The organism is Flavobacterium sp. RNTU_13, from assembly GCF_046614455.1.
Taxonomy (GTDB): Bacteria; Bacteroidota; Bacteroidia; order Flavobacteriales; family Flavobacteriaceae; genus Flavobacterium.
The window spans coordinates 44,891-64,222 of record NZ_JBKJHB010000005.1; the positions used below are offsets into that span (position 1 = coordinate 44,891).

The following is a 19,332-nucleotide window of genomic DNA, read 5'->3' on the forward strand; positions in this document are numbered from 1 at the left end:
CCATTTGGGTAGCTTTTTTAGTATAATCAAGAAACTCTTAGTTTTCCATGTAAGCTTCGATAGGTGCGCATGAGCAAACCAGGTTACGGTCGCCATAGGCATCGTCTACACGGCGTACTGCCGGCCAGAATTTGTTTTCCTGAAGGTATTCCAGCGGGAAAGCAGCTTTTTCGCGGCTGTATGGAAGATTCCATGTATCTGCGGTAAGCATGGCCAGTGTGTGCGGAGAATTCTTAAGGACGTTGTTTTTGTCTTCTGCCGAAACTTCCTCAATCTCCTTACGGATAGAAATCATGGCATCGCAAAAACGGTCAAGCTCCTCAAGGTTCTCACTCTCGGTAGGTTCTATCATAAGCGTGCCCGCCACCGGGAACGATACTGTAGGTGCGTGGAAGCCATAGTCCATAAGACGCTTGGCTATATCTGTAACCTCAATACCTTTTGCTTTAAACGGACGACATTCTATAATCATCTCGTGCGCTGCGCGGCCCATTTCGCCAGTGTAAAGGGTGTCATAGTGGCCTGCAAGGCGTTCTTTTATGTAGTTAGCATTAAGTATGGCGTACTCTGTAGCGCTTTTAAGGCCTTCGGCACCCAGCATGGTAATGTAACCGTAAGAGATAAGGCATACCAGTGCAGAACCCCAAGGTGCTGCAGAAATTGCAGTAATGGCCTTATCGCCGCCTGTAGTGATTACAGGGTTACCCGGTAGGAACGGTACAAGGTGTTCTGCCACACAAATAGGGCCTACACCAGGGCCACCGCCACCGTGAGGAATAGCAAACGTTTTGTGCAGGTTAAGGTGGCACACGTCAGCACCAATGGTAGCCGGGTTTGTAAGGCCTACTTGTGCGTTCATGTTAGCGCCGTCCATATATACCTGTCCGCCGTTTTCGTGGATAATGTTGGTTATTTCTATGATAGACGCCTCGTATACACCATGGGTAGACGGGTAGGTAACCATAAGGCAGGCAAGGTTATCCTTGTACTGCTCTGCTTTGGCTTTAAGGTCTTCTACATCTATGTTTCCGTTTTCAGAAGTTTTGGTTACAACAACTTCCATACCTGCCATGTGCGCAGTAGCCGGGTTAGTTCCGTGAGCTGAAGCCGGTATAAGGGCAATGTTCCTATGGCTTTGGCCAATGGAGTTAAGGTACGCACGAATTACCATAAGGCCTGCGTACTCACCCTGTGCGCCACTGTTTGGCTGTAACGTAGTACCTGCAAAACCTGTAATTACGTTAAGCTGTTGTTCCAGTTTTTTAAGCATGGTTTGGTAACCCTGTGCCTGTTCTACCGGCGCAAACGGGTGAATGCTGTTCCAGCTTGGTAAGCTTAGCGGCAGCATTTCGGCAGCAGCGTTAAGCTTCATGGTACATGAGCCCAGCGAAATCATACTGTGGTTAAGGGCAAGGTCCATACGCTCCAGTTTTTTAATGTAGCGCATAAGAGCCGTTTCGCTGTGGTACCTGTTAAACACATCGTGTTTAAGGTATTCGCTGGTACGGGTAAGATTTTCAGGGTAGTTTACAGCCTCTGTAAGTGCCGTAACCGTTTCGGCAGTCTTGCCTGTGGCTTCTGCAAAAACAGAAATAATATCGTTAACATCGTTTACAGATGTAGTTTCGTTAAACGATATGCTTACGGTGTTTTCGTCTATGTAGTAGAAGTTGATTTCTTTAGCTTCGGCAGCAGCCTTAACTTTAGCGGCATCAGCCTTCACTACAATAGTGTCAAAGAAAGCAGTGTTCGTTTGGTATACGCCAAGTTTGTTAAGCGCATCGGCGGTAGTTACAGCAGCAGCATGTACTTTGTTAGCAATATACTGAAGGCCTTTCGGGCCATGGTATACAGCATACATACCTGCCATAACAGCAAGCAGTACCTGAGCGGTACAAATGTTTGACGTAGCTTTTTCGCGTTTAATATGCTGCTCGCGGGTTTGCAGCGCCATACGTAGTGCACGGTTACCGTTAGTATCTATAGTAACGCCTATAATACGGCCCGGCATAGAACGCTTGTATTCTTCTTTTGTAGCGAAGAACGCCGCGTGAGGCCCGCCGTAACCCATAGGTATACCAAAACGCTGTGTGGTACCTACGGCAACATCTGCTCCAAGTTCGCCCGGAGAGGTTAGTACGGTAAGGCTAAGTATATCTGCAGCAACAGCTGTTTTAATACCCGCTTCTTTTGCTTTGGCTATAAAGCCTGCATAGTCGTATATTTGACCAAATTTACCCGGGTATTGCAGTATGGCACCAAAGAAGTCAGATGAGAAATCAAAGGTTTCATGGTTGCCCACCACAAGCTCTACGCCTATAGGTGTAGAACGGGTTTGCAGTACGCTAAAGGTTTGCGGAAGTATTTCGTTACTAACAAAAAACTTGTTTACGTTGTTCTTTTTCTGGTCACGGTTGCGCACATCAAAAAGTAGTGCCATAGCTTCGGCAGCGGCAGTACCTTCATCCAGTAACGATGCGTTTGCTATTTCCATACCAGTAAGTTCTATTACAGTGGTCTGGTAGTTTAGCAGCGCTTCAAGGCGTCCCTGCGCTATTTCGGCCTGGTACGGCGTATAGGCAGTGTACCACCCCGGGTTTTCAAAAATATTACGTTGTATAGGTGCAGGTACTATGGCAGGGTGATACCCAAGGCCAATAAACGACCTGAATATTTTGTTAGTGCGTCCCAGCTTGGTAATATGGTTTAGGTACTCATATTCACTCAGTGCAGGGTCCAGGTTAAGCGGTGCTTTCAGGCGGATGTCGTCCGGAAGGGTTTCGTAAACCAACTGGTCTATGCTTTCCACGCCAATTGTTTTAAACATGTGTTGGAGGTCAGCCTCCCTTGGGCCTATGTGCCTTAAAGCAAAAGCATCTGTTTTCATGTGTGTTGAGTGCGTTGTTTTTTTAAGGTAACAAAAATAATCATTTATATTCAAATTTTTATCGATCTTAAAACTACAATTTGTGAATTTTTCAACACAAGTTAATAACCTTTGTGATATTGATTAATTTTACCGTATGGGAATACTAAAACGATTGTTAAGATTTTACGTCCATGGCAGCATCCACGTAGCAGTGGCGGTACTTAGCCTTGTTTTAATGACCTACCACATGTTTGGGCTGCCGTTTAATACGCCTATGGCAGGTTTTGCGTTTTTCGGGACATTGTTTGGGTACAACTTTATAAAGTACGAAGCTGTTTTCAGGAAAAGCGCGCCGAAAACATTGTTTTACAAAGCGGTTTTGGCTGTAAGCCTGTTCGCTTTAACAGTGGGGGCGTGGTGCTTTTTTATGCTGTCTGCAAAGGCTCAGGTTGCCGCACTGGTACTGTTTGTGTTTGCCGTGCTGTATGCGGTACCGGTATCGCCAAGGGGCAACCTGCGTAACCTTGCCGGGATAAAAATATACATAGTAGCCCTGTGCTGGGCAGGTGTTACAACCCTGATGCCGCTGCTTAATGCCGGACTGGATTTAGGGCACGACGCCTGGCTGAAGTTTTGCCAGCGCTTTTTGCTTGTAATTATCCTTATCTTGATTTTTGAAATCATAGACCTTAGCGTAGACGACCCCGCGCTTAAAACCGTACCGCAAAAAATAGGTGTAAAAAACACACGGTTGCTTAACCTGTTTCTGCTGGCTATATTCTACTTTTTGGAGTTTTTTAAAACCCATACCGATTTCCATCAGTTGGTAGCCAATGTAATGCTACTGCTTATGGTGGGGCTATTTACACAGTTTGCCACCCCGCAGCGCCCTAAGTATTACACACTATTTTGGGTAGAGAGCGTACCGGTGTTTTGGTTGGTTTTATTGTTGTTGCTGGATAGGGTGGTGTAATACGTGCTATTGAATTCCACCCCGGCTTTCAGCCACCCCTCCGAAGGAGGGGAATACCACTCTGCTGTTCCTGTGCTACAATTCCCCTCCTTCGGAGGGGTGCCCGCAGGGCGGGGTGGGAGTTACAATAGCTAAAGCATCTGCTTAATAGTATTGACAGAAAATCCACGCTACCTAAATTTTTCATTACCTTGCACTACTTTTTAAAACCAACAAAACAACCGTGTTATGATTAGAAATTACGTACGAATTGGCTTGCTGTTTTTTGCGGTAGTATTTTCGGCTATTATGTTTAATTATTCTGAACTTGAAACTAAGAGCTATAATGTAGATGAGGTTTATAAAAAATATAGTCCCGGAGGAGGAGGTTACTCCGAAAGAATACGCCCTGTATTAGTTACCGAAAACGCTAATACAGGCAGTGCCGTAGTGGCGTTAGGCATTATCGTTGGCGCCTGCATAATCGGGGTAGCTGTGTTGAGTAATAACGAATCCGATAAAGTGGTATAATAAGTTCGTTTTTGCTGTGATAAAATTAGTATCTTCGACTCAAAACAAAACCACCGATTAATGTTACAGGTATTTAATCCTAAATTTGGCACACCGTTTTTTGTACAAAAAATTAAGGCGACAGTAGTTGTAGAACAAGATAGCTCTGCTATAGCGCGCCTGGCCGATGGCAGTACGTTTAATCTTCGGGAGAGTGGCTTCAAGGATTTGCCGCTTATAAATGAGAGTGAGGTAAAACTTGTAGTAGCAGAAACCGAAACTTTACAGCAGCTGGTTGCTATAGAGTTGGCTGACGGAATATTATATATAAATGAAGACGACCGCATATATACTGATTTATTTTACGGAAGCCGTTTATACACCAATATAAAGTATTTATCGTATGTATGTATAGTTATAACGCTTTTAACTATTATTGGCCCTGTAATAATTTCATTGGTTTTCGAAAGCGTAAACCATACTGCACGTAACGAAATAGCCGAATTCAAATATCGTTTAAAATACCGTTTCAAAGAGTTTTAGTATAAGTTAATAAAGTTACCGATTGCGTTCAAAATAACAAACCCGACCTTCAAACGAAGGTCGGGTTTGTCTAAAATAGAATATATGTAACTACCTAAAAATCTTAGAAGTTGTAACGCATGCTGAAGTTCCAGGTGCGGCCGTTACCAAAGAAACCGTTGTTTGTAACATTAATGCCTTTGTACGTAGTGGCACCGTCTGTAACAGGGTTTGCAGTGGTAAGCTCTGTAATATAAACCTCGTCGAACACGTTGTTTACGTTTACACGGAACTGTAGCGAGTTGTCTTTAAAGTTTAGCCTGTAGGTAACCCCGGCATCTACAAGGTCGTAAGATGGTAGTTCTACGTTGTTTTTAGTAACTACAGTAGCATACAGTTTATCATAGTTCCTCCAGTCAGCGTCTATGCTAAGGCCTTTGGTTATTTTGTATACTGCGCCTAAGCCCAATACGCTCTGTGCACCGCCACCTACTTTACCATCTTTTACGTCGACAATTTCTTCGCTGATAAGGTTTTGGTTTTGGTCAAATTTACGTTTGTACACGTTGTCGTCGTACTTCCAGTCGCCAAACGACCCGAAGCCCCTTACATCAAGTTGTTTTGCAGGGTGCGCCGTAAATTCTAACTCAACACCCGTGTGCAGCTGGCTTACACCAGAGTTGTTGTCAAAGGTTTCGTTACCATCTGCATCGGTAGTACTTGTAGTGGTAACCCGGTTTTTCCAGGTAGTGCGGTATACGTTTACATCGGCATCTACATAGGTGTTGCGGAAACGGTATCCTGCCTCAAGCCCTGTTATTTTCTCGTTTTTAGTAAGCGGGTTAACCTGGTTACCAAAGTTCAGGTAAATATTGTCATGATACGGCTGGCGCGAGTAGAAGCCTGCGTTTGCAAATACGGTGTGCCCTTCGGCAATGTTGTAACTTGCACCACCTTTAATGTTATAACCGGCATTAGTAACCTTAGCCGATTTTTCGTTTTCTTTGGTGTACTGCCACCTATCCCAGCGTACGTGGCTTTGGTTAGATAATGCACCTTGTACAAATGCAGAGAAATCGTCTGTAGCATATTCCGCCTGGCCGAAGATACCGGCATAGCTTATGCGCTCATCATAATCGTAGTTAACCTTTTGGTTGTTTGCAGGTTTGTTTACAAACGCGCTCCATGGGTTAGCGCTATACTGTTCTGTTACCACAAACCCATCAGGATATTGCTGGTTACCACCCTTAACACCTGCTCCGGGCACCTGGAAACCACTTAAGCCCAGGAAGTTTGATATTTCCCTGTAGTGTGTGCCTTTATAGGTACGAAGGTCTATACCGGCGTTGTAGCTAAAGTTATCAGTTATTTTGTGGTTAAAGTTACTTACCACTCCATACCATGCGTGGTTATTTACCGAGTTTCGTATCGCGTAAGCATTACTTACGTTTCCTATGCCATCGGTAAGTGCCTGGTTGGCTTTGTATATGGCATTAAAATCAATATGCTCATCGTCTGTACGTTTACGGGCATTACCCCAGTTACCCGTTCCTCCACCGCGGCCCCATGAGGCGTATAGTACCGTACTCAGGTTCATTTTATCGCTAATGGTGTAATCCCAGTTAAAGTTGGCTACCGGCTTGTGGTAGTAGTTCCTACGCTCGCTAAGGTAGTCACCCCAAAGGAAACCGTAGTTGTTGTTGTACTTGCGGCCATACTGCATGTACTGCGACAGCGGTTTTGTAAAGTTCTGGTCGTGCCACTGCGGCGCGCCAAATACAAGGAAGTTAAACAAATGCTTGTCATTAGCCTTGTACCCAAAAGACAGGAAATAGTTGTATCCCTCTCCGTACGTACCACGGTTATAGCCGTCCCCACTCCACTTTGTAAGCATGGCACTTACACCAAAACCGTTTTGCATGAGCCCTGTATTGTAGCCTGCGGTTGTTTTTACAAAGTTGTTATTACCAATAATAGACTGTGCAAAACCACCCTGTTTTAGGTCTGTGGCTTTAGTAACTATGTTTACCGTACCACCTACCGAAGACATGGCAAGCTTAGACGAACCAAGCCCGCGCTGTACCTGAACAGAGTTAGCCACATCAGTCATGCCGCTCCAGTTGCTCCAGTACATATTGCCATCTTCCATACCGTTTATAGGCTGTCCGTTTAGCATAAATGCAGTGTTAGTCTGGTCAAAACCGCGCACATACATTTTAGAATCTCCATAACCGCCTGCCTGGCTGGCTACATAAATACCGGGCGTGTTTTTCATAACTTCAGGGAATTCCTGGTTACCTGCTTTTTCCTGTATTTCCTTACGACTTATGTTACTCACAGCCACAGGTGTACGCCTGTCCTGGGCAAGGTCTATAACACCTTTACCCACAATCACTACGCCTTCAAGTTCCTGCGACGCTTCTGCCAGGGTTATAGTGCCAAGATTTAACGGTGTTCCCGCGGTAATGGTAAAGTCTACCGTTTGGCTGTTGTACCCCAGGAAGCTTATTACTACCTGGCCCGATAGTTTAGAAGTACTTAAGGTAAATGTTCCGTTAGCATCGGTAGAGGTGGCATCAGAGCCATTTTTTACTGCTACAGAAGCACCCGGAAGCGGGGCACCTGTGGCATCGTTAACTGTGCCGGTAATTCTTTCCTGTGCAAAAGAAAGGGTAGCCACCAGTAACATTGTAAATAAAAAGAACGATTTGATACGCTGTTTCATCTCAGGGTATTTTTTTAAATTGTTTATGCCCAAAATTCAAAATCATTGAGAATAGAAAGGTTAAGGAAGGGTTAAAAGCTGTTTTGTTTACAATAATGTAAAACTTGGCAATGGCTTTAAGAAAAATTTAAGGGATTTTGTAAGAGATATAGAAGCTATCCCGGCTAACTGGTAACTTAAACTTAACATGGTATGTTTGATTTTATTAAAGTGGTGAATTTACGCACAGGTATTACTGCTGCGCAAAAGGTTGAACAATTCTAAACGCGTTACAAAACCGACTAATCCGGTAGAGAATTGTTACAAAATATGCGTTTTTAAAGCGCGTGAACACATCTGAATCAAAGCTAAAAAGTAACTTTTACACCAGTGCATTTGTCGCCTCAATAGCTGTGCTGTGCTGAAAGTTAAAACCGCTTTTTTGCAGGCGTACGGGTATTACATTTCGTGATTTTAAGACCAGTTCGGTTTCGGTACCAATTACTGTTGCGCCAATTTTCAGCAGCCATTCCGGTTGAGGTATTCCGAACGGTATGTGTACCGCTTTGCGCAAAGCACTCATAAAATCTTTGTTTTTAATAGGATTAGGTGCTGTAACATTTACGGGGCCTATTAATTTTTCGGTTACTATAAATGCTACCGCGCGCGCAAAATCATTTTCATGTATCCAGCTTATGTATTGCCTGCCATTTCCCTGCTTTCCGCCCAGGCCTGCCATAGCAAGTTTTTTCATAATGGGGAATGCACCTCCGTTATTACCCAACACTATAGAGGTACGCAATGCCGTTTTATAGGTTTGCGGAGTATTAATGCCAAAGAAGATACGTTCCCACATTTTAGCCACATTCATACTGAAATCGCTGCCAATTTCCCCTTCGTTTTCATTCATTTGTTTGTCTTCGCTGTGGCGGTATATTGTAGCAGTGGAGGCGTTTAGCCAGTGCTTAGGAGGGTGGGTACATTGAGCTATGGCTTTGCCTAAAATGGCAGTGCTGTCTACACGGCTGTTTAGTATTTCGTTTTTATTGGTTATGGTATAGCGGCAGTTCACTGATTTCCCTGCAAGGTTTATCAACGCGTCGGCACTGTTTAGTTCCGTTTCCCAACCGGTAAGGGTCTTGGCATCCCACTGTACATACCTTATGTTGCCATTATTAGGTAACGGCTTGCGGGTGAGAATCACAATTTCATCGGTTTTATCTTTAAAATAGGCAATAAGTACCTTACCCAGGAAGCCGGTTCCTGCGGCAATAACTAACTTTTTCATGGTATTTTTTATTTAGTGATGGAAATATAGAGTACTACTGCTAGCAGTAGCAGGAATCTGTAGCTAAGCCAGCTTATACAAAGTTTTACAGGAAGTTGTAGTAGTTCTACCCTGCGAAGATGTTCAAAAAACATGATAGTTGCTGTGATTAAAAAACACAGTGTGTGAGGCTCAGGAGGAACGTTCATTATTGTATTTGCAATTATCCCTAATGTTAGCAGGAGCGAACCAAACACCGATACCGTAATCAGGTTGCCAAAGTATTCAAACTGTGTTTCCCTGTTTTCTTTCCGTAATACTATCCATTGAAACGGTATTTGCCCAAAGGCTAAAAACAGCTCTATATAAAAGGGCAGAATAGCCCTTCCGTAATTCATAAGTTGCGAATAGCGGAACAGTACCAGTGCAATTATTATCCCTCCAAACAAAATGTAAGTAATGCGCTACTTAAGGTTAAAATCAGGGATGCACTGTGCTTCGGTTTGATTTTTTGCCGAAGGGATGATTACCTTACGGTTGTATGATATAAATGAATACAGCCTTTTAAGCACTGCATATACCGGTTTGGTTTTGCCTACCTTTTCAATTAACGGCATGGAGTGCCCCAATACTTTAAGTAGGCTGTCTATTCCGTATGTAACAGATTTGCTGGCGTGGTCTATTAACGCGATTTCGTTACGGGCACGGTTAGCATCTACAAACGCGCAATTTTCTGTGTTGAGGTGGGCATAGGGCAGGCGACCGTTTTCATCGAGCATACCTGTTTTTACAAAGCCTGACGTGTATGCCCTGCATAGCGGACAGTCTTTATCATAAACCAGGGTTTGGTGTTTTAGCGTTTTCATGGTTGTGGAATGTATCTTTCTGGTTGAACAATATATAGGTAAGATAGATAGCTAATAGGGCTGGGAGTACGAACAACCAGTATTCAATCTCAAATCCTAACCAAAGCACAAAGAATAATATTGTAAAAAAGAAATAGATGTATAAATGGATGTTCTTTGGGATCCAAAGTAATAGTAACAAAGCCACAAGCATCTGTAAAAAGCCTGTAAGCATAGTAGATAATAATGCCCAGAACCAAAGGTCGTTATCGGCACATCCTATTATGCCAAGTAATAATGGAACGCCCAGAGCAAAGTAATTAATGTAGTGTAGTGTTTTCATAATATTGATTGTTTTAAACTTTCAAAAATATTTGAAATATTTAGGTAAAATTTTTTAGCGCATTATTTTCATAACCAGGCGTGCTATCCAGTTGTCTTTATGTTCGGTAACTTTTTCTATCATATTATCGGCTTTCAACACAAAGTCATACAGCTTGGTAGTCTGCTCTCTGAATGTTTTGGCTTCGGTGGAGTTATCATCCTTAGAAAATGACGACACATCTTTAAGCACCTTAAGGGCGGGCTTAATTTCGCGGCGGCTGCGTTCCTGCGCTATTTTTACGGCAAGTTCGTCCAGGTCTTTTTCAGATACAAAAAACTCCCTGCGTTCGCCCGGCTTCAGCTCCTTATATACAATGCCCCAGTCCATAAGCGCGCGAAGGTTCATGCTGGCGTTGCCACGGCTTATGTGCAGCTCCTCCATGATTTCTTCCATACTCAGGGCTTCGGGTGCTACCATAAGCAACGCGTGTATCTGTGCCATGGTTTTATTAATGCCCCACTGGCTACCCAGTGCGCCCCAGGTTTGTATGAACTTATTTTTAGCTTCTCCGAATTCCATAACCCAAAGATAAGTAATAGTTTTTAAACTTTCAAAATTATTTGAAAATTAATTTTTAAGACTATAGTACAAAATAAAACCCCGAAGTTATTCTTCGGGGTTTTGTCTATTATCTTATCTCTATTGTCTCTTAGTCTGTCAAAAGCCCAGCTCTCCTTAGCAACGCTTCCGGTTTCGGTTCCTGCCCACGGAAACGCTTGTACAGTTCCATAGGGTGCTCGGTACCGCCTTTGCTCAGTACAAATTCCTTGAACTTCGTAGCGGTTTCTTTATCAAAGATACCTTTCTCCTGAAATAGCTCAAAGGCATCGGCGTCTAATACTTCGGCCCATTTGTAGCTGTAGTACCCAGACGAATAACCACCCTGGAAAATATGGCTGAATGCCGTACTCATGGCGTTTTCCTTTACATCAGGATACAGTGAGGTATGGGCAAACTGCTGTGTTTCAAAATCCTTAAGGCTGGTAATATGGCTTGGGTCTTCGCTATGCCAACCCATATCCAGCAACCCGAAACTCAGCTGGCGAAGTGTAGCCATACCCTCCTGGAAGCTGGCACTTTCTTTAATTTTATTAATGTATTCAATCGGGATAATTTCTCCGGTTTCGTAGTGGTGTGCAAACAGGGCAAGTGCCTCCGGCTCGTAGCACCAGTTTTCCATAACCTGGCTTGGCAGTTCCACAAAGTCCCAGTATACGCTGGTGCCGCTCAGGCTTGGGTAAACGGTGTTAGCCAGCATGCCGTGCAGCGCGTGGCCAAACTCATGGAACAGCGTGGTAACCTCATTAAAGGTTAGCAGGCTAGGCTTGCTGGCGGTAGGCTTGGTAAAGTTGCACACGATGCTTACGTGCGGGCGTTCGTTAACGCCGTCTAGCACATATTGGTTCTTAAACGAAGTCATCCAGGCACCGTTGCGCTTGCCTTTCCTCGGGAAGAAATCGGCGTAAAAAATAGCCACCAGGTCGCCATTCTCGTCTTTAACCTCATAAGTAGTAACGTCCTTGTGGTACACGTCTATGTCTTTTACCTCCTCAAACGTAAGCCCATACAGTCTGCCCGCTATAGTAAAGGCGCCGTTTAGTACGTTCTCCAGCTTAAAGTACGGTTTCAGCTTTTCATCGTCAAGGTTGAACAGTTTTTGTTTCAGTTTTTCGCTGTAGTAGGCACCATCCCATTTTTGAAGTTGGTCTATACCATCCAGCTCTTTTGCAAATGCCGAAAGCTCTGCAAACTCACGCTCCGCAGCGGGCTTGGCTTTGGCAAGCAGGTCATTCAGGAACGATTTTACCTTATCCGGATGTTCTGCCATGCGCTCTTCCAGCACAAAATGCGCATGCGAATTGTACCCTAAAAGTTGGGCACGGTCATGACGCAGCTTGGCTATGCGCAGTACTATTTTTTCGTTGTTCTGTTCGTTATCCTGAAACCCTTTTGCACCAAAAGCCAGCGCAAGTTGTTTGCGTAATTCACGATTATCGGCATAGGTCATAAACGGTACGTAGCTGGGGTAATCCAGTGTGAAAACCCAACCTTCCTTTTCCTGGCTTGCAGCGGTTTCTTTTGCCGCTTCAATTGCACCCTCCGGTAGTCCCGCCAAATCTTTTTCGTTGGTAATGTGAAGGGTAAACGCGTTGGTTTCCTTCAGTACGTTTTCGCCAAACTCCAGGCTTAGCTTGCTCAGTTCCTTGTCAATTTCACGAAGCTGGTTCTTTTTATCTTCGGGCAGGTTAGCGCCGTTACGGCTAAAGCCTTTGTATTGTTTATCCAGTAAGGTAGTTTGTTCCGGTGTAAGGTTAAGGCTGTCCTTTTGCTCGTACACGGCTTTAACGCGCTTGAATAAATCGGCATTCAGGCGGATGTCATTCCCAAATTCTGACAATAGGGGAGAAACTTCCTGGGCTATTTGTTGCAGCTCATCATTGGTTTCCGCAGAATGCAGGTTAAAAAAGATGCTCGAAATCCTGTCCAGCGTATCGCCACTGTAGCTCATGGCTACGGTAGTGTTTTCAAAAGTAGGCGCCTCAGGGTTGTGGGCTATGGCATCAACCTCCTTGCGGGCTGCCTCAATGGCTTCCTTAAATGCTGGTAAAAAATCTTCGGTTTTTATGCTGCCAAAGGGCGCGGTATCGTGCTTTGTAGTAAATTTTTGAGTGAGTATGTTCATGTTAAAATTAATGTCTTGAAATTATTTTAACGCGACGAATCGCTTACTGTAATTTTTGATGATTTTATCTAAAGCGATCCGTAACTTATAGATAACTGTTGACGTGTTATAAGAGTAATTGATATTTTTTCTATTGTGTATGAGTTTTTTATGAAAGAAGTTGTCGGGAGATTTATCATCTAAAACCCTTTTGCCGTTTGTGTAAAGTGCTATTTCTTTAAATGAGTAATGAAATGATAATGTTTTGTGGATATGAGTACCAGTACTATCTTTTACAATTACTTCCGGGACTTTAATTTTTTGTGTTGCAACAAGCTCCTTGCTCTCGAAATATATGTTCCAAAATTGGTCATCTTTAATTTCAATAACGGGATATTCTTTGCAGTTATTCTTTTGGGTCAGATATGTTTTACCATCTTTTTTCCAAAATATGTAAGCGGTTTTCTCTGTTTTAGGACAATCGCCGTCATAATTTCCACCTATGTATCCTACCGCATCGTGCTTTAATGTACAGATTGTATCTACTTTCTGTTTTTGAAGTGCAGCGATAAAACCATCCGCTTGTTTCTCAGAAGGAAAATTCTGTGAATAAATAGTTGTAGTGAAAAGAAAAATAAGCGCTAGAAATTTAAAAAATACCGACATAAGGATTACTTATTTCTCCGTGGATGAGTTATACTCTTCAATTAAAACTAATGTTTTTTCAATTAATGAGGCATCTTCCGTTTCCAATATCTTTATCGCAAGTTTTATTTTCTTTTCATTAATATCCATAACACAATTTTTATACTCTCAAATATACAAAAACTATTCCGAATGCAGGTGGAAGACATTTTGGCATCCAGCAAAAAAGCCAACCTTTTCAGGCTGGCTTTGTCTTATTTCTTTAGGCTGTCTGAAGCTTTTATCACCGCTTCTTTAAGGCCTTGTTTGTAGGCTATGATTTTTGCCTGTACCAGCTTGTCGTGGCTGCCCAGTATTTGCGCTGCGAGTATACCGGCATTTTTGGCACCGTTAAGTGCTACGGTAGCTACGGGTACGCCACCCGGCATTTGCAGGATAGAAAGTACGCTGTCCCATCCGTCTATGCTGTTGCTTGATTTTACCGGTACGCCTATAACGGGTAGCGGACTCATACTGGCTACCATACCCGGAAGGTGGGCTGCACCGCCTGCGCCGGCTATGATTACGTTAACCCCGCGGTTATGTGCGGTAGTGCTGTATTCAAACAGTTTTTCCGGTGTGCGGTGGGCAGATACTATGTCTACCTCAGTTTCAATACCAAATTCCTTTAATATGTCTATGGCATCCTGCATTACCGGCATGTCCGATATGCTGCCCATGATGATTCCTATTTTCATTCTGACGAGTTTGTGGTTTATTGTTTATAGTTTGTAGTTTAGGGTGAAGTGGCATAGAACTAACAAATAACCGAATTACCGCATAACCTATTTACTAATTACCCTAATCGTATTCTTAACTTCCTCTGCAATCCTTCGGGCTTCGGCTATATCGCTGTTTACTATGGTTACGTGGCCCATTTTACGGAACGGTCGGGTTTCCTTTTTACCGTAAATGTGTGGGGTAACACCGTCTTTGCCCAGTATCTTCTCTATATTTTCGTATACTACGTTACCGCTGTAGCCTTCGGCACCCACAAGATTTACCATAATGCCTGCTACCTTACTGTCGGTATTGCCAAGCGGTAGGTTAAGTATGGCACGCAGGTGTTGTTCAAACTGGCTGGTGTAGCTCGCTTCTATAGAATAGTGCCCGCTGTTGTGTGGCCTTGGGGCCACTTCGTTAACCAGGATTTCATCGTCCTGTGTCTGGAACATTTCCACGGCAAGTAAGCCTACATGGTTAAATGCCTGCGACACATTAAGGGCTATGGCACGTGCTTTTTCTGCAACCGCATCATCTATACGGGCAGGGCAAATAACATACTCTACCTGATTAGCCTCTGGGTGAAATTCCATTTCTACAACAGGGTAGGTTTTTATTTCGCCCTCCGGATTTCGCGCCACTATTACGGCAAGTTCATTTTTAAAGGCTATCATTTCTTCGGCTATGCACTGTACATCGGCAAGGCCGTCAAAACTTTCTATGCTGCGAATTACCTTAACGCCGTTACCATCGTAGCCGCCTTCGGTGCTTTTCCAGATAAATGGGAATGTAAATTCTCCCGCTTCGGCAGCTTCTTTAAGAACTGAAGTAGACTCAAAGCGTTTATAAGGAGCAGTAGGTATGTTGTGCGCGCTGTAAAAATCTTTTTGCGCCCCTTTGTTCTGTATCTGTTTCAGGGTGTGGGGCGAGGGGTATACCTTAACTCCTTCGGCTTCCAGCTTTTCCAGGGCTTGTATGTTTACCAGCTCTATTTCAAAGGTAAGTACGTCTACCTGTTTGCCAAAGTTGTACACGGTGTCAAAATCCATAAGGCTGCCCTGTATAAATACATTGCTGCCTATTTTGCACGGTGCTTCGGCCGACGGATCAAGCACATAGGTTTGAATATCAAATTTTCGGGTTTCGGTAAGCAGCATTTTACCCAGCTGCCCGCCACCCAGTATGCCGAGTTTAAATCCGGAAGAAAAGTAGTTCATTGTGTTGTTGTTTGCGCAAAGATACTTATTAAATGAGCATAAAGCAACGGCAAATTCCTGTAGTATTTTTCACTTTTATTTAGCATTTGGGTATGCTAATATATTCGTATTTTAGGGGTTACAATATTTCTTACAAAACTATCTGAACTTAAATACCGCTGTATGAGACTTACTGTAGAAAGAAAACCAGTAAAGGTGCTACCCGATACCAAGCGCGTTATAGCGCGCTTCTTTTTTAATGGGGAAGAACGCGCTATAGAACTGGTAAAAAAAATAATGGCGCTGGATAAAGATGAAGTGTGGTCGTTAATATCGCCATTACTTCAGGATTTTTCTAAGCGTCACCGTAATATAACCCGTAAACTGCTGCGTAACTGCGAGCGTGTAAGGGCGTATATAGAAATGGCAGGCTATGATTTTAAAAGCCTTGATGAAGACTGTAAGTTGCTCATAGGTTCTTATTTTACACATGAGTATTCTATAGAATCGGCTGCATTTTTTAATCCCAGTATAGTGCCAGATCCGGATCAGGGCAACCTTGAAGAAGGACAGCTAAGGGTAATTATTAGCTTTAGGGCAGTAGGCGAGGGGCACGTAAGTTCTGTTGTATTCCGTAGGGCAATTATAGACAAGAACTGTAACATTACCGTAATCCCGGCCGGTAATTATATAGATGAAGCCGAAAAAATACACAACCTGGTCTACAACAAACGGTTGTTTATTACCAAAGCCAGCGAAGCCGATATAAGCGATCAGTTCCTGCAAATGGTTACCGAAAAACTGGAAGACCGTTTTGATTATGAGCAACTGAAAAGGGTGGTAAATGAAGCACGGAGCCAAATTACTGATCCTGCTACACTGTTAGACCTTAACCAGATACTGGCACTAAGCGATAGTTACCGCCGTATTACATTTAGTAAGGATACTGATATTAGCGACCGTGTTATTTTCCCGATTTCTGATTTTGAGAGCAAGGGAATTGAAGATGCCCGCTTTGTAAAATTTACTGATGAAAACGGAAAGGTAGCCTATTATGCTACGTACACTGCATACGATGGGTACCACATAATGCCAAAACTCCTTAAAACATTTGATTTCTACGAGTTTAAGACCAGTCCGCTAAACGGATCAGGGGCTAAAAATAAAAACCTGGCACTGTTCCCCAGAAAGATAAATGGTAAATATGCCATGCTAAGCCGCATAGACGGCTGGAACAACTACCTTATGTACAGCGACCACATAAACGAGTGGGACGACCCTATTAAAATTCAGGCACCGGAGTACCCGTGGGAGTTTGTGCAGATAGGTAATTGCGGATCGCCTATTGAAACCGAGTGCGGATGGCTTATCATTACACACTCTGTCGGCAGTATGCGCCGTTATTGTATAGGTGCATCGTTATTAGATCTTAACGACCCTTCCATTGAAATTGGGCGCCTAAAAGACCCACTTATCATTCCTAACCCTGATGAGCGCGAAGGTTACGTACCAAATGTGGTATATAGCTGCGGCTCTATTGTACACGGCGAGGATCTTATTATTCCGTATGGGCTCAGCGATCACAGCTCAGGGTTCGCCACCGTAAAACTGCAAACCTTGCTGGACAGGCTTAAGGCAGGGGGGTGATGTTCTGTTTAAGTAGCAGATTCACTTTTGATTTTATAGGTTAAATTTTATATGTTTGCATTACTTAAATAATTCAATGAAAGATGAGTTACTCAATGTCATTTCAGGAAAGGGCCAGGTTAGGCATGGATTACTTATCCAAACAATTACCGGTTACCTTAGAAAAGGCGAGGAACCAGGCCAAAGAATTGCAGAATCAGAGCGTCTCAAAGTACAAGAAACAGAGAGATTAACGGCATATATTTCCCAACATAATCTTTGGATTAATGACCTCGACTTTTCTAAGTACATTAGTCAGGGAGCAGAGCAACGTGTTTATCTTCACGACGGTAAACACGTTGTTAAGCTTAACGATGCCATATATTATGATTGTTGGGTAGATTATTTTAATAATCTGCTGTTGCATAATTACTTCTTTCCCGATACCGCGTATGAATTGGTAGGCTTTACCGAGGACTATAATAAGGATTTAGAAAAGCAAATACTGTATGCTGTTGTAAAGCAGCCTTTTGTTTCGGTAAACAGTGCTACTGACCTGGCTGAAGTAAGAAACTTCCTGGAAGCTAACGGTTTTATAAATAGCAGGAGAAACGATTATTTTAATCCTGATTTAGGAATAATCCTGGAAGATTTACACGACGAAAATGTGTTAACCTACAACGGGGTACTTTATTTTATAGATACCGTATTTTATCTCACACCGGAATTTAGACAATAAAACTTAAGTGTTTTCTAACCTTAGGTTACTAGCTTAGGTGTATCTTTGCAGGTAAATCAAAAACTGTATGGATAACGATACAAGCGGCGTATCCCGACCGGGTTTTTTTGAGAAAAACCCAGTATTAAAAAATAAGGAATTTCTCGCTTATCTCTGCGTAAGGTTTGGTTTGTTCTTTGCGCTGAATATGCAAAGCACTACCATATTTTACTGGGTGTACCAACTTACAAACGATAAGCTTTCGCTGGGCATGGTAGGCCTTGCCGAGGTTATCCCCGCAATAGGCTGCTCTTTGTTTGCCGGCCACTATGTAGACCTTAACGAAAAACGGAAAATGGTGCTACTGGGCATAAGCAGTTATATAGCGCTTGGGCTTTCGCTTTTTGCGCTTACAACCCCGTTTTCTTTCAATGCTTTGGGTAAAGAAACTACGCTGTATGCTATCTACGGATTGGTGTTTGCCGGAGGTATCATACGTTCGTTTTTAGGCCCGTCGCTGTTCGCGTTGTTTGGCCTTGTGGTAAGCGACCGTAAACTGTATGCTAACGGAAGCAGCTGGAGTAGTATGGCCTTTCAAATCGGTGCTGTCGGCGGGCCCTTAGCAGCGGGTGTAATGATAGCGTTAGATGGTGTTATAACCGGGATGCTGGCAGTTGCCGTGGTGCAAATATTGTTATTGTTCCCTGTACTATACATTAAGACAAAGCCGCTTATACGTAAAGTAGAAAAAGAGCCGATACTGGAAAGCCTTTCGCAGGGTATACGCTTTGTATTAAAAACCCCAGAAATGCTTGGTGCACAATTACTGGATATGTTTTCGGTACTCTTTGGAGGTGCCATAGCGCTTTTGCCGGTGTATCAAAAAGAAATACTTCATGTAGATGAAGTAGGCTTTGGTATACTTCGTGCCGCCCCCGGGGTAGGTGCTTTGCTTACGCTGGGTATATTGGCCTTTTTGCCGCTAAAAACAAATCCGGGGAAAAAGCTTTTTGTGGCGGTTACAGGCTTTGCACTTAGCATAATTGTGTTCGGCATTTCTACAAACTTTTTTCTTTCTGTATTTATGCTGTTGCTAAGCGGAATGTTTGATGCAGTAAGCGTAGTAGTGCGTGGTACTATACTGCAATTAGTAACACCAGACCATATGCGCGGAAGGGTAGCCTCTGTAAATACCATATTTATAAGTTCCAGTAACGAACTGGGCGATTTTGAGAGCGGGGTTATGGCGCACTGGCTGGGTACGGTACGCGCAGTGGTTACCGGTGGCTGCCTTACACTGGGGGTTATTGCCATTACGTTTTTCAGCGCGCCTAGGCTACGTAAATTCAGTTTTGACGATAATCATGATGCTAAAGACGAAGAGAAGAAGTAATCTTGGGGCGGGTATAAAATTTAAAAGGCTCGTGGTTGTCACGAGCCTTTAAAAAGAAGAAAGTTGCTTGTTTGCATTTTATCATTCTTTCAGCCTATTTTCCGGTTACTTTTCCTGGATCAGGTGGTATATAGTGTCGTTCCCCATCGTCACTACCCTGTTGCAGTACTCTGTAAACCCTATCTTCAGCGAACTTTAAAATGGTATTTAAATCTTTTACTAAAGTAAATAAAATATCAATCATTGATAACCAGTGGTGTGTTTTTATCAAATAAT

17 protein-coding genes are annotated in these 19,332 nt (G+C 43.2%); 6 read left to right on the forward strand and 11 right to left on the reverse strand.

Going from position 1 to position 19,332, the window contains the following annotated elements; translation table 11 throughout:
- Positions 1-37: 37 nt before the first annotated feature.
- Positions 38-2,887 carry an aminomethyl-transferring glycine dehydrogenase gene (gcvP, locus tag ACLI08_RS12275; protein WP_411428787.1) on the reverse strand — a complete coding sequence of 950 codons (2,850 nt, stop codon included), beginning with the start codon at positions 2,885-2,887 and terminating at the stop codon, positions 38-40.
- A 136-nt stretch (positions 2,888-3,023) separates the two neighbouring features.
- Here gcvP and ACLI08_RS12280 point away from each other — a divergent pair, with 136 nt between their 5' ends.
- The 3 genes from ACLI08_RS12280 (at position 3,024) to ACLI08_RS12290 (ending at position 4,874) form a co-directional block, all read left to right on the forward strand.
- Positions 3,024-3,842 carry a hypothetical protein gene (locus tag ACLI08_RS12280; protein ID WP_411428788.1) on the forward strand — a complete coding sequence of 273 codons (819 nt, stop codon included), beginning with the start codon at positions 3,024-3,026 and terminating at the stop codon, positions 3,840-3,842.
- A 228-nt stretch (positions 3,843-4,070) separates the two neighbouring features.
- Complete coding sequence (locus tag ACLI08_RS12285; protein ID WP_411428789.1) at positions 4,071-4,352, forward strand: hypothetical protein; 282 nt, start codon at positions 4,071-4,073, stop codon at positions 4,350-4,352.
- Positions 4,353-4,412: 60 nt separating this feature from the next.
- On the forward strand, positions 4,413-4,874 hold the full coding sequence (locus tag ACLI08_RS12290) for a hypothetical protein (protein WP_411428790.1): 462 nt from the start codon (positions 4,413-4,415) through the stop codon (positions 4,872-4,874).
- 103 nt (positions 4,875-4,977) lie between these two features.
- On the opposite strand, the gene ACLI08_RS12295 is transcribed toward ACLI08_RS12290, so the two are convergent.
- The 10 genes from ACLI08_RS12295 to purK form a co-directional block, all read right to left on the reverse strand.
- Positions 4,978-7,578 carry a TonB-dependent receptor gene (locus tag ACLI08_RS12295; RefSeq protein ID WP_411428791.1) on the reverse strand — a complete coding sequence of 867 codons (2,601 nt, stop codon included), beginning with the start codon at positions 7,576-7,578 and terminating at the stop codon, positions 4,978-4,980.
- Positions 7,579-7,939: 361 nt separating this feature from the next.
- A complete protein-coding gene (locus ACLI08_RS12300) occupies positions 7,940-8,845 on the reverse strand; it encodes a TIGR01777 family oxidoreductase (protein WP_411428792.1) in 906 nt (301 codons plus the stop codon).
- Positions 8,846-8,853: 8 nt separating this feature from the next.
- A complete protein-coding gene (locus ACLI08_RS12305; protein ID WP_411428793.1) occupies positions 8,854-9,222 on the reverse strand; it encodes a hypothetical protein in 369 nt (122 codons plus the stop codon).
- A gap of 66 nt (positions 9,223-9,288) precedes the next feature.
- Positions 9,289-9,690: a DCC1-like thiol-disulfide oxidoreductase family protein gene (locus ACLI08_RS12310; RefSeq protein ID WP_411428794.1), complete on the reverse strand. Its 402-nt coding sequence runs from the start codon at positions 9,688-9,690 to the stop codon at positions 9,289-9,291.
- Positions 9,656-10,012, reverse strand: coding sequence for a hypothetical protein (locus ACLI08_RS12315; protein ID WP_411428795.1), 357 nt, complete (start codon positions 10,010-10,012; stop codon positions 9,656-9,658). The genes ACLI08_RS12310 and ACLI08_RS12315 overlap by 35 nt, the downstream gene beginning before the upstream one ends.
- Before the next feature lie 54 nt (positions 10,013-10,066).
- A complete protein-coding gene (locus tag ACLI08_RS12320) occupies positions 10,067-10,573 on the reverse strand; it encodes a GbsR/MarR family transcriptional regulator (protein ID WP_411428796.1) in 507 nt (168 codons plus the stop codon).
- Positions 10,574-10,703: 130 nt separating this feature from the next.
- Positions 10,704-12,737, reverse strand: coding sequence for a M3 family metallopeptidase (locus tag ACLI08_RS12325; RefSeq protein ID WP_411428797.1), 2,034 nt, complete (start codon positions 12,735-12,737; stop codon positions 10,704-10,706).
- Positions 12,738-12,758: 21 nt separating this feature from the next.
- Positions 12,759-13,382, reverse strand: coding sequence for a hypothetical protein (locus ACLI08_RS12330; protein WP_411428798.1), 624 nt, complete (start codon positions 13,380-13,382; stop codon positions 12,759-12,761).
- 233 nt (positions 13,383-13,615) lie between these two features.
- Positions 13,616-14,098, reverse strand: coding sequence for a 5-(carboxyamino)imidazole ribonucleotide mutase (gene purE / locus ACLI08_RS12335; protein ID WP_411428799.1), 483 nt, complete (start codon positions 14,096-14,098; stop codon positions 13,616-13,618).
- Between the two features lie 87 nt (positions 14,099-14,185).
- Positions 14,186-15,340, reverse strand: coding sequence for a 5-(carboxyamino)imidazole ribonucleotide synthase (purK, locus tag ACLI08_RS12340; RefSeq protein WP_411428800.1), 1,155 nt, complete (start codon positions 15,338-15,340; stop codon positions 14,186-14,188).
- A gap of 162 nt (positions 15,341-15,502) precedes the next feature.
- Between purK and ACLI08_RS12345 the strand changes: the two genes are divergently transcribed.
- From ACLI08_RS12345 to ACLI08_RS12355, 3 genes are all read left to right on the forward strand, one after another.
- Positions 15,503-16,966 carry a glycoside hydrolase family 130 protein gene (locus ACLI08_RS12345; protein ID WP_411428801.1) on the forward strand — a complete coding sequence of 488 codons (1,464 nt, stop codon included), beginning with the start codon at positions 15,503-15,505 and terminating at the stop codon, positions 16,964-16,966.
- Positions 16,967-17,042: 76 nt separating this feature from the next.
- Positions 17,043-17,684, forward strand: coding sequence for a hypothetical protein (locus ACLI08_RS12350; protein WP_411428802.1), 642 nt, complete (start codon positions 17,043-17,045; stop codon positions 17,682-17,684).
- Positions 17,685-17,751: 67 nt separating this feature from the next.
- Positions 17,752-19,056 carry an MFS transporter gene (locus ACLI08_RS12355; protein ID WP_411428803.1) on the forward strand — a complete coding sequence of 435 codons (1,305 nt, stop codon included), beginning with the start codon at positions 17,752-17,754 and terminating at the stop codon, positions 19,054-19,056.
- Positions 19,057-19,332: the final 276 nt, after the last annotated feature.

Bases quoted from the DNA above. Each gene is read 5' to 3' on its own strand.
- gcvP (WP_411428787.1), bottom strand. From the start codon at position 2,887: ATGAAAACAGATGCTTTTGCTTTAAGGCACATAGGCCCAAGGGAGGCT.
- ACLI08_RS12280 (WP_411428788.1), top strand. From the start codon at position 3,024: ATGGGAATACTAAAACGATTGTTAAGATTTTACGTCCATGGCAGCATC.
- ACLI08_RS12285 (WP_411428789.1), top strand. From the start codon at position 4,071: ATGATTAGAAATTACGTACGAATTGGCTTGCTGTTTTTTGCGGTAGTA.
- ACLI08_RS12290 (WP_411428790.1), top strand. From the start codon at position 4,413: ATGTTACAGGTATTTAATCCTAAATTTGGCACACCGTTTTTTGTACAA.
- ACLI08_RS12295 (WP_411428791.1), bottom strand. From the start codon at position 7,578: ATGAAACAGCGTATCAAATCGTTCTTTTTATTTACAATGTTACTGGTG.
- ACLI08_RS12300 (WP_411428792.1), bottom strand. From the start codon at position 8,845: ATGAAAAAGTTAGTTATTGCCGCAGGAACCGGCTTCCTGGGTAAGGTA.
- ACLI08_RS12305 (WP_411428793.1), bottom strand. From the start codon at position 9,222: ATGAATTACGGAAGGGCTATTCTGCCCTTTTATATAGAGCTGTTTTTA.
- ACLI08_RS12310 (WP_411428794.1), bottom strand. From the start codon at position 9,690: ATGAAAACGCTAAAACACCAAACCCTGGTTTATGATAAAGACTGTCCG.
- ACLI08_RS12315 (WP_411428795.1), bottom strand. From the start codon at position 10,012: ATGAAAACACTACACTACATTAATTACTTTGCTCTGGGCGTTCCATTA.
- ACLI08_RS12320 (WP_411428796.1), bottom strand. From the start codon at position 10,573: ATGGAATTCGGAGAAGCTAAAAATAAGTTCATACAAACCTGGGGCGCA.
- ACLI08_RS12325 (WP_411428797.1), bottom strand. From the start codon at position 12,737: ATGAACATACTCACTCAAAAATTTACTACAAAGCACGATACCGCGCCC.
- ACLI08_RS12330 (WP_411428798.1), bottom strand. From the start codon at position 13,382: ATGTCGGTATTTTTTAAATTTCTAGCGCTTATTTTTCTTTTCACTACA.
- purE (WP_411428799.1), bottom strand. From the start codon at position 14,098: ATGAAAATAGGAATCATCATGGGCAGCATATCGGACATGCCGGTAATG.
- purK (WP_411428800.1), bottom strand. From the start codon at position 15,340: ATGAACTACTTTTCTTCCGGATTTAAACTCGGCATACTGGGTGGCGGG.
- ACLI08_RS12345 (WP_411428801.1), top strand. From the start codon at position 15,503: ATGAGACTTACTGTAGAAAGAAAACCAGTAAAGGTGCTACCCGATACC.
- ACLI08_RS12350 (WP_411428802.1), top strand. From the start codon at position 17,043: ATGAAAGATGAGTTACTCAATGTCATTTCAGGAAAGGGCCAGGTTAGG.
- ACLI08_RS12355 (WP_411428803.1), top strand. From the start codon at position 17,752: ATGGATAACGATACAAGCGGCGTATCCCGACCGGGTTTTTTTGAGAAA.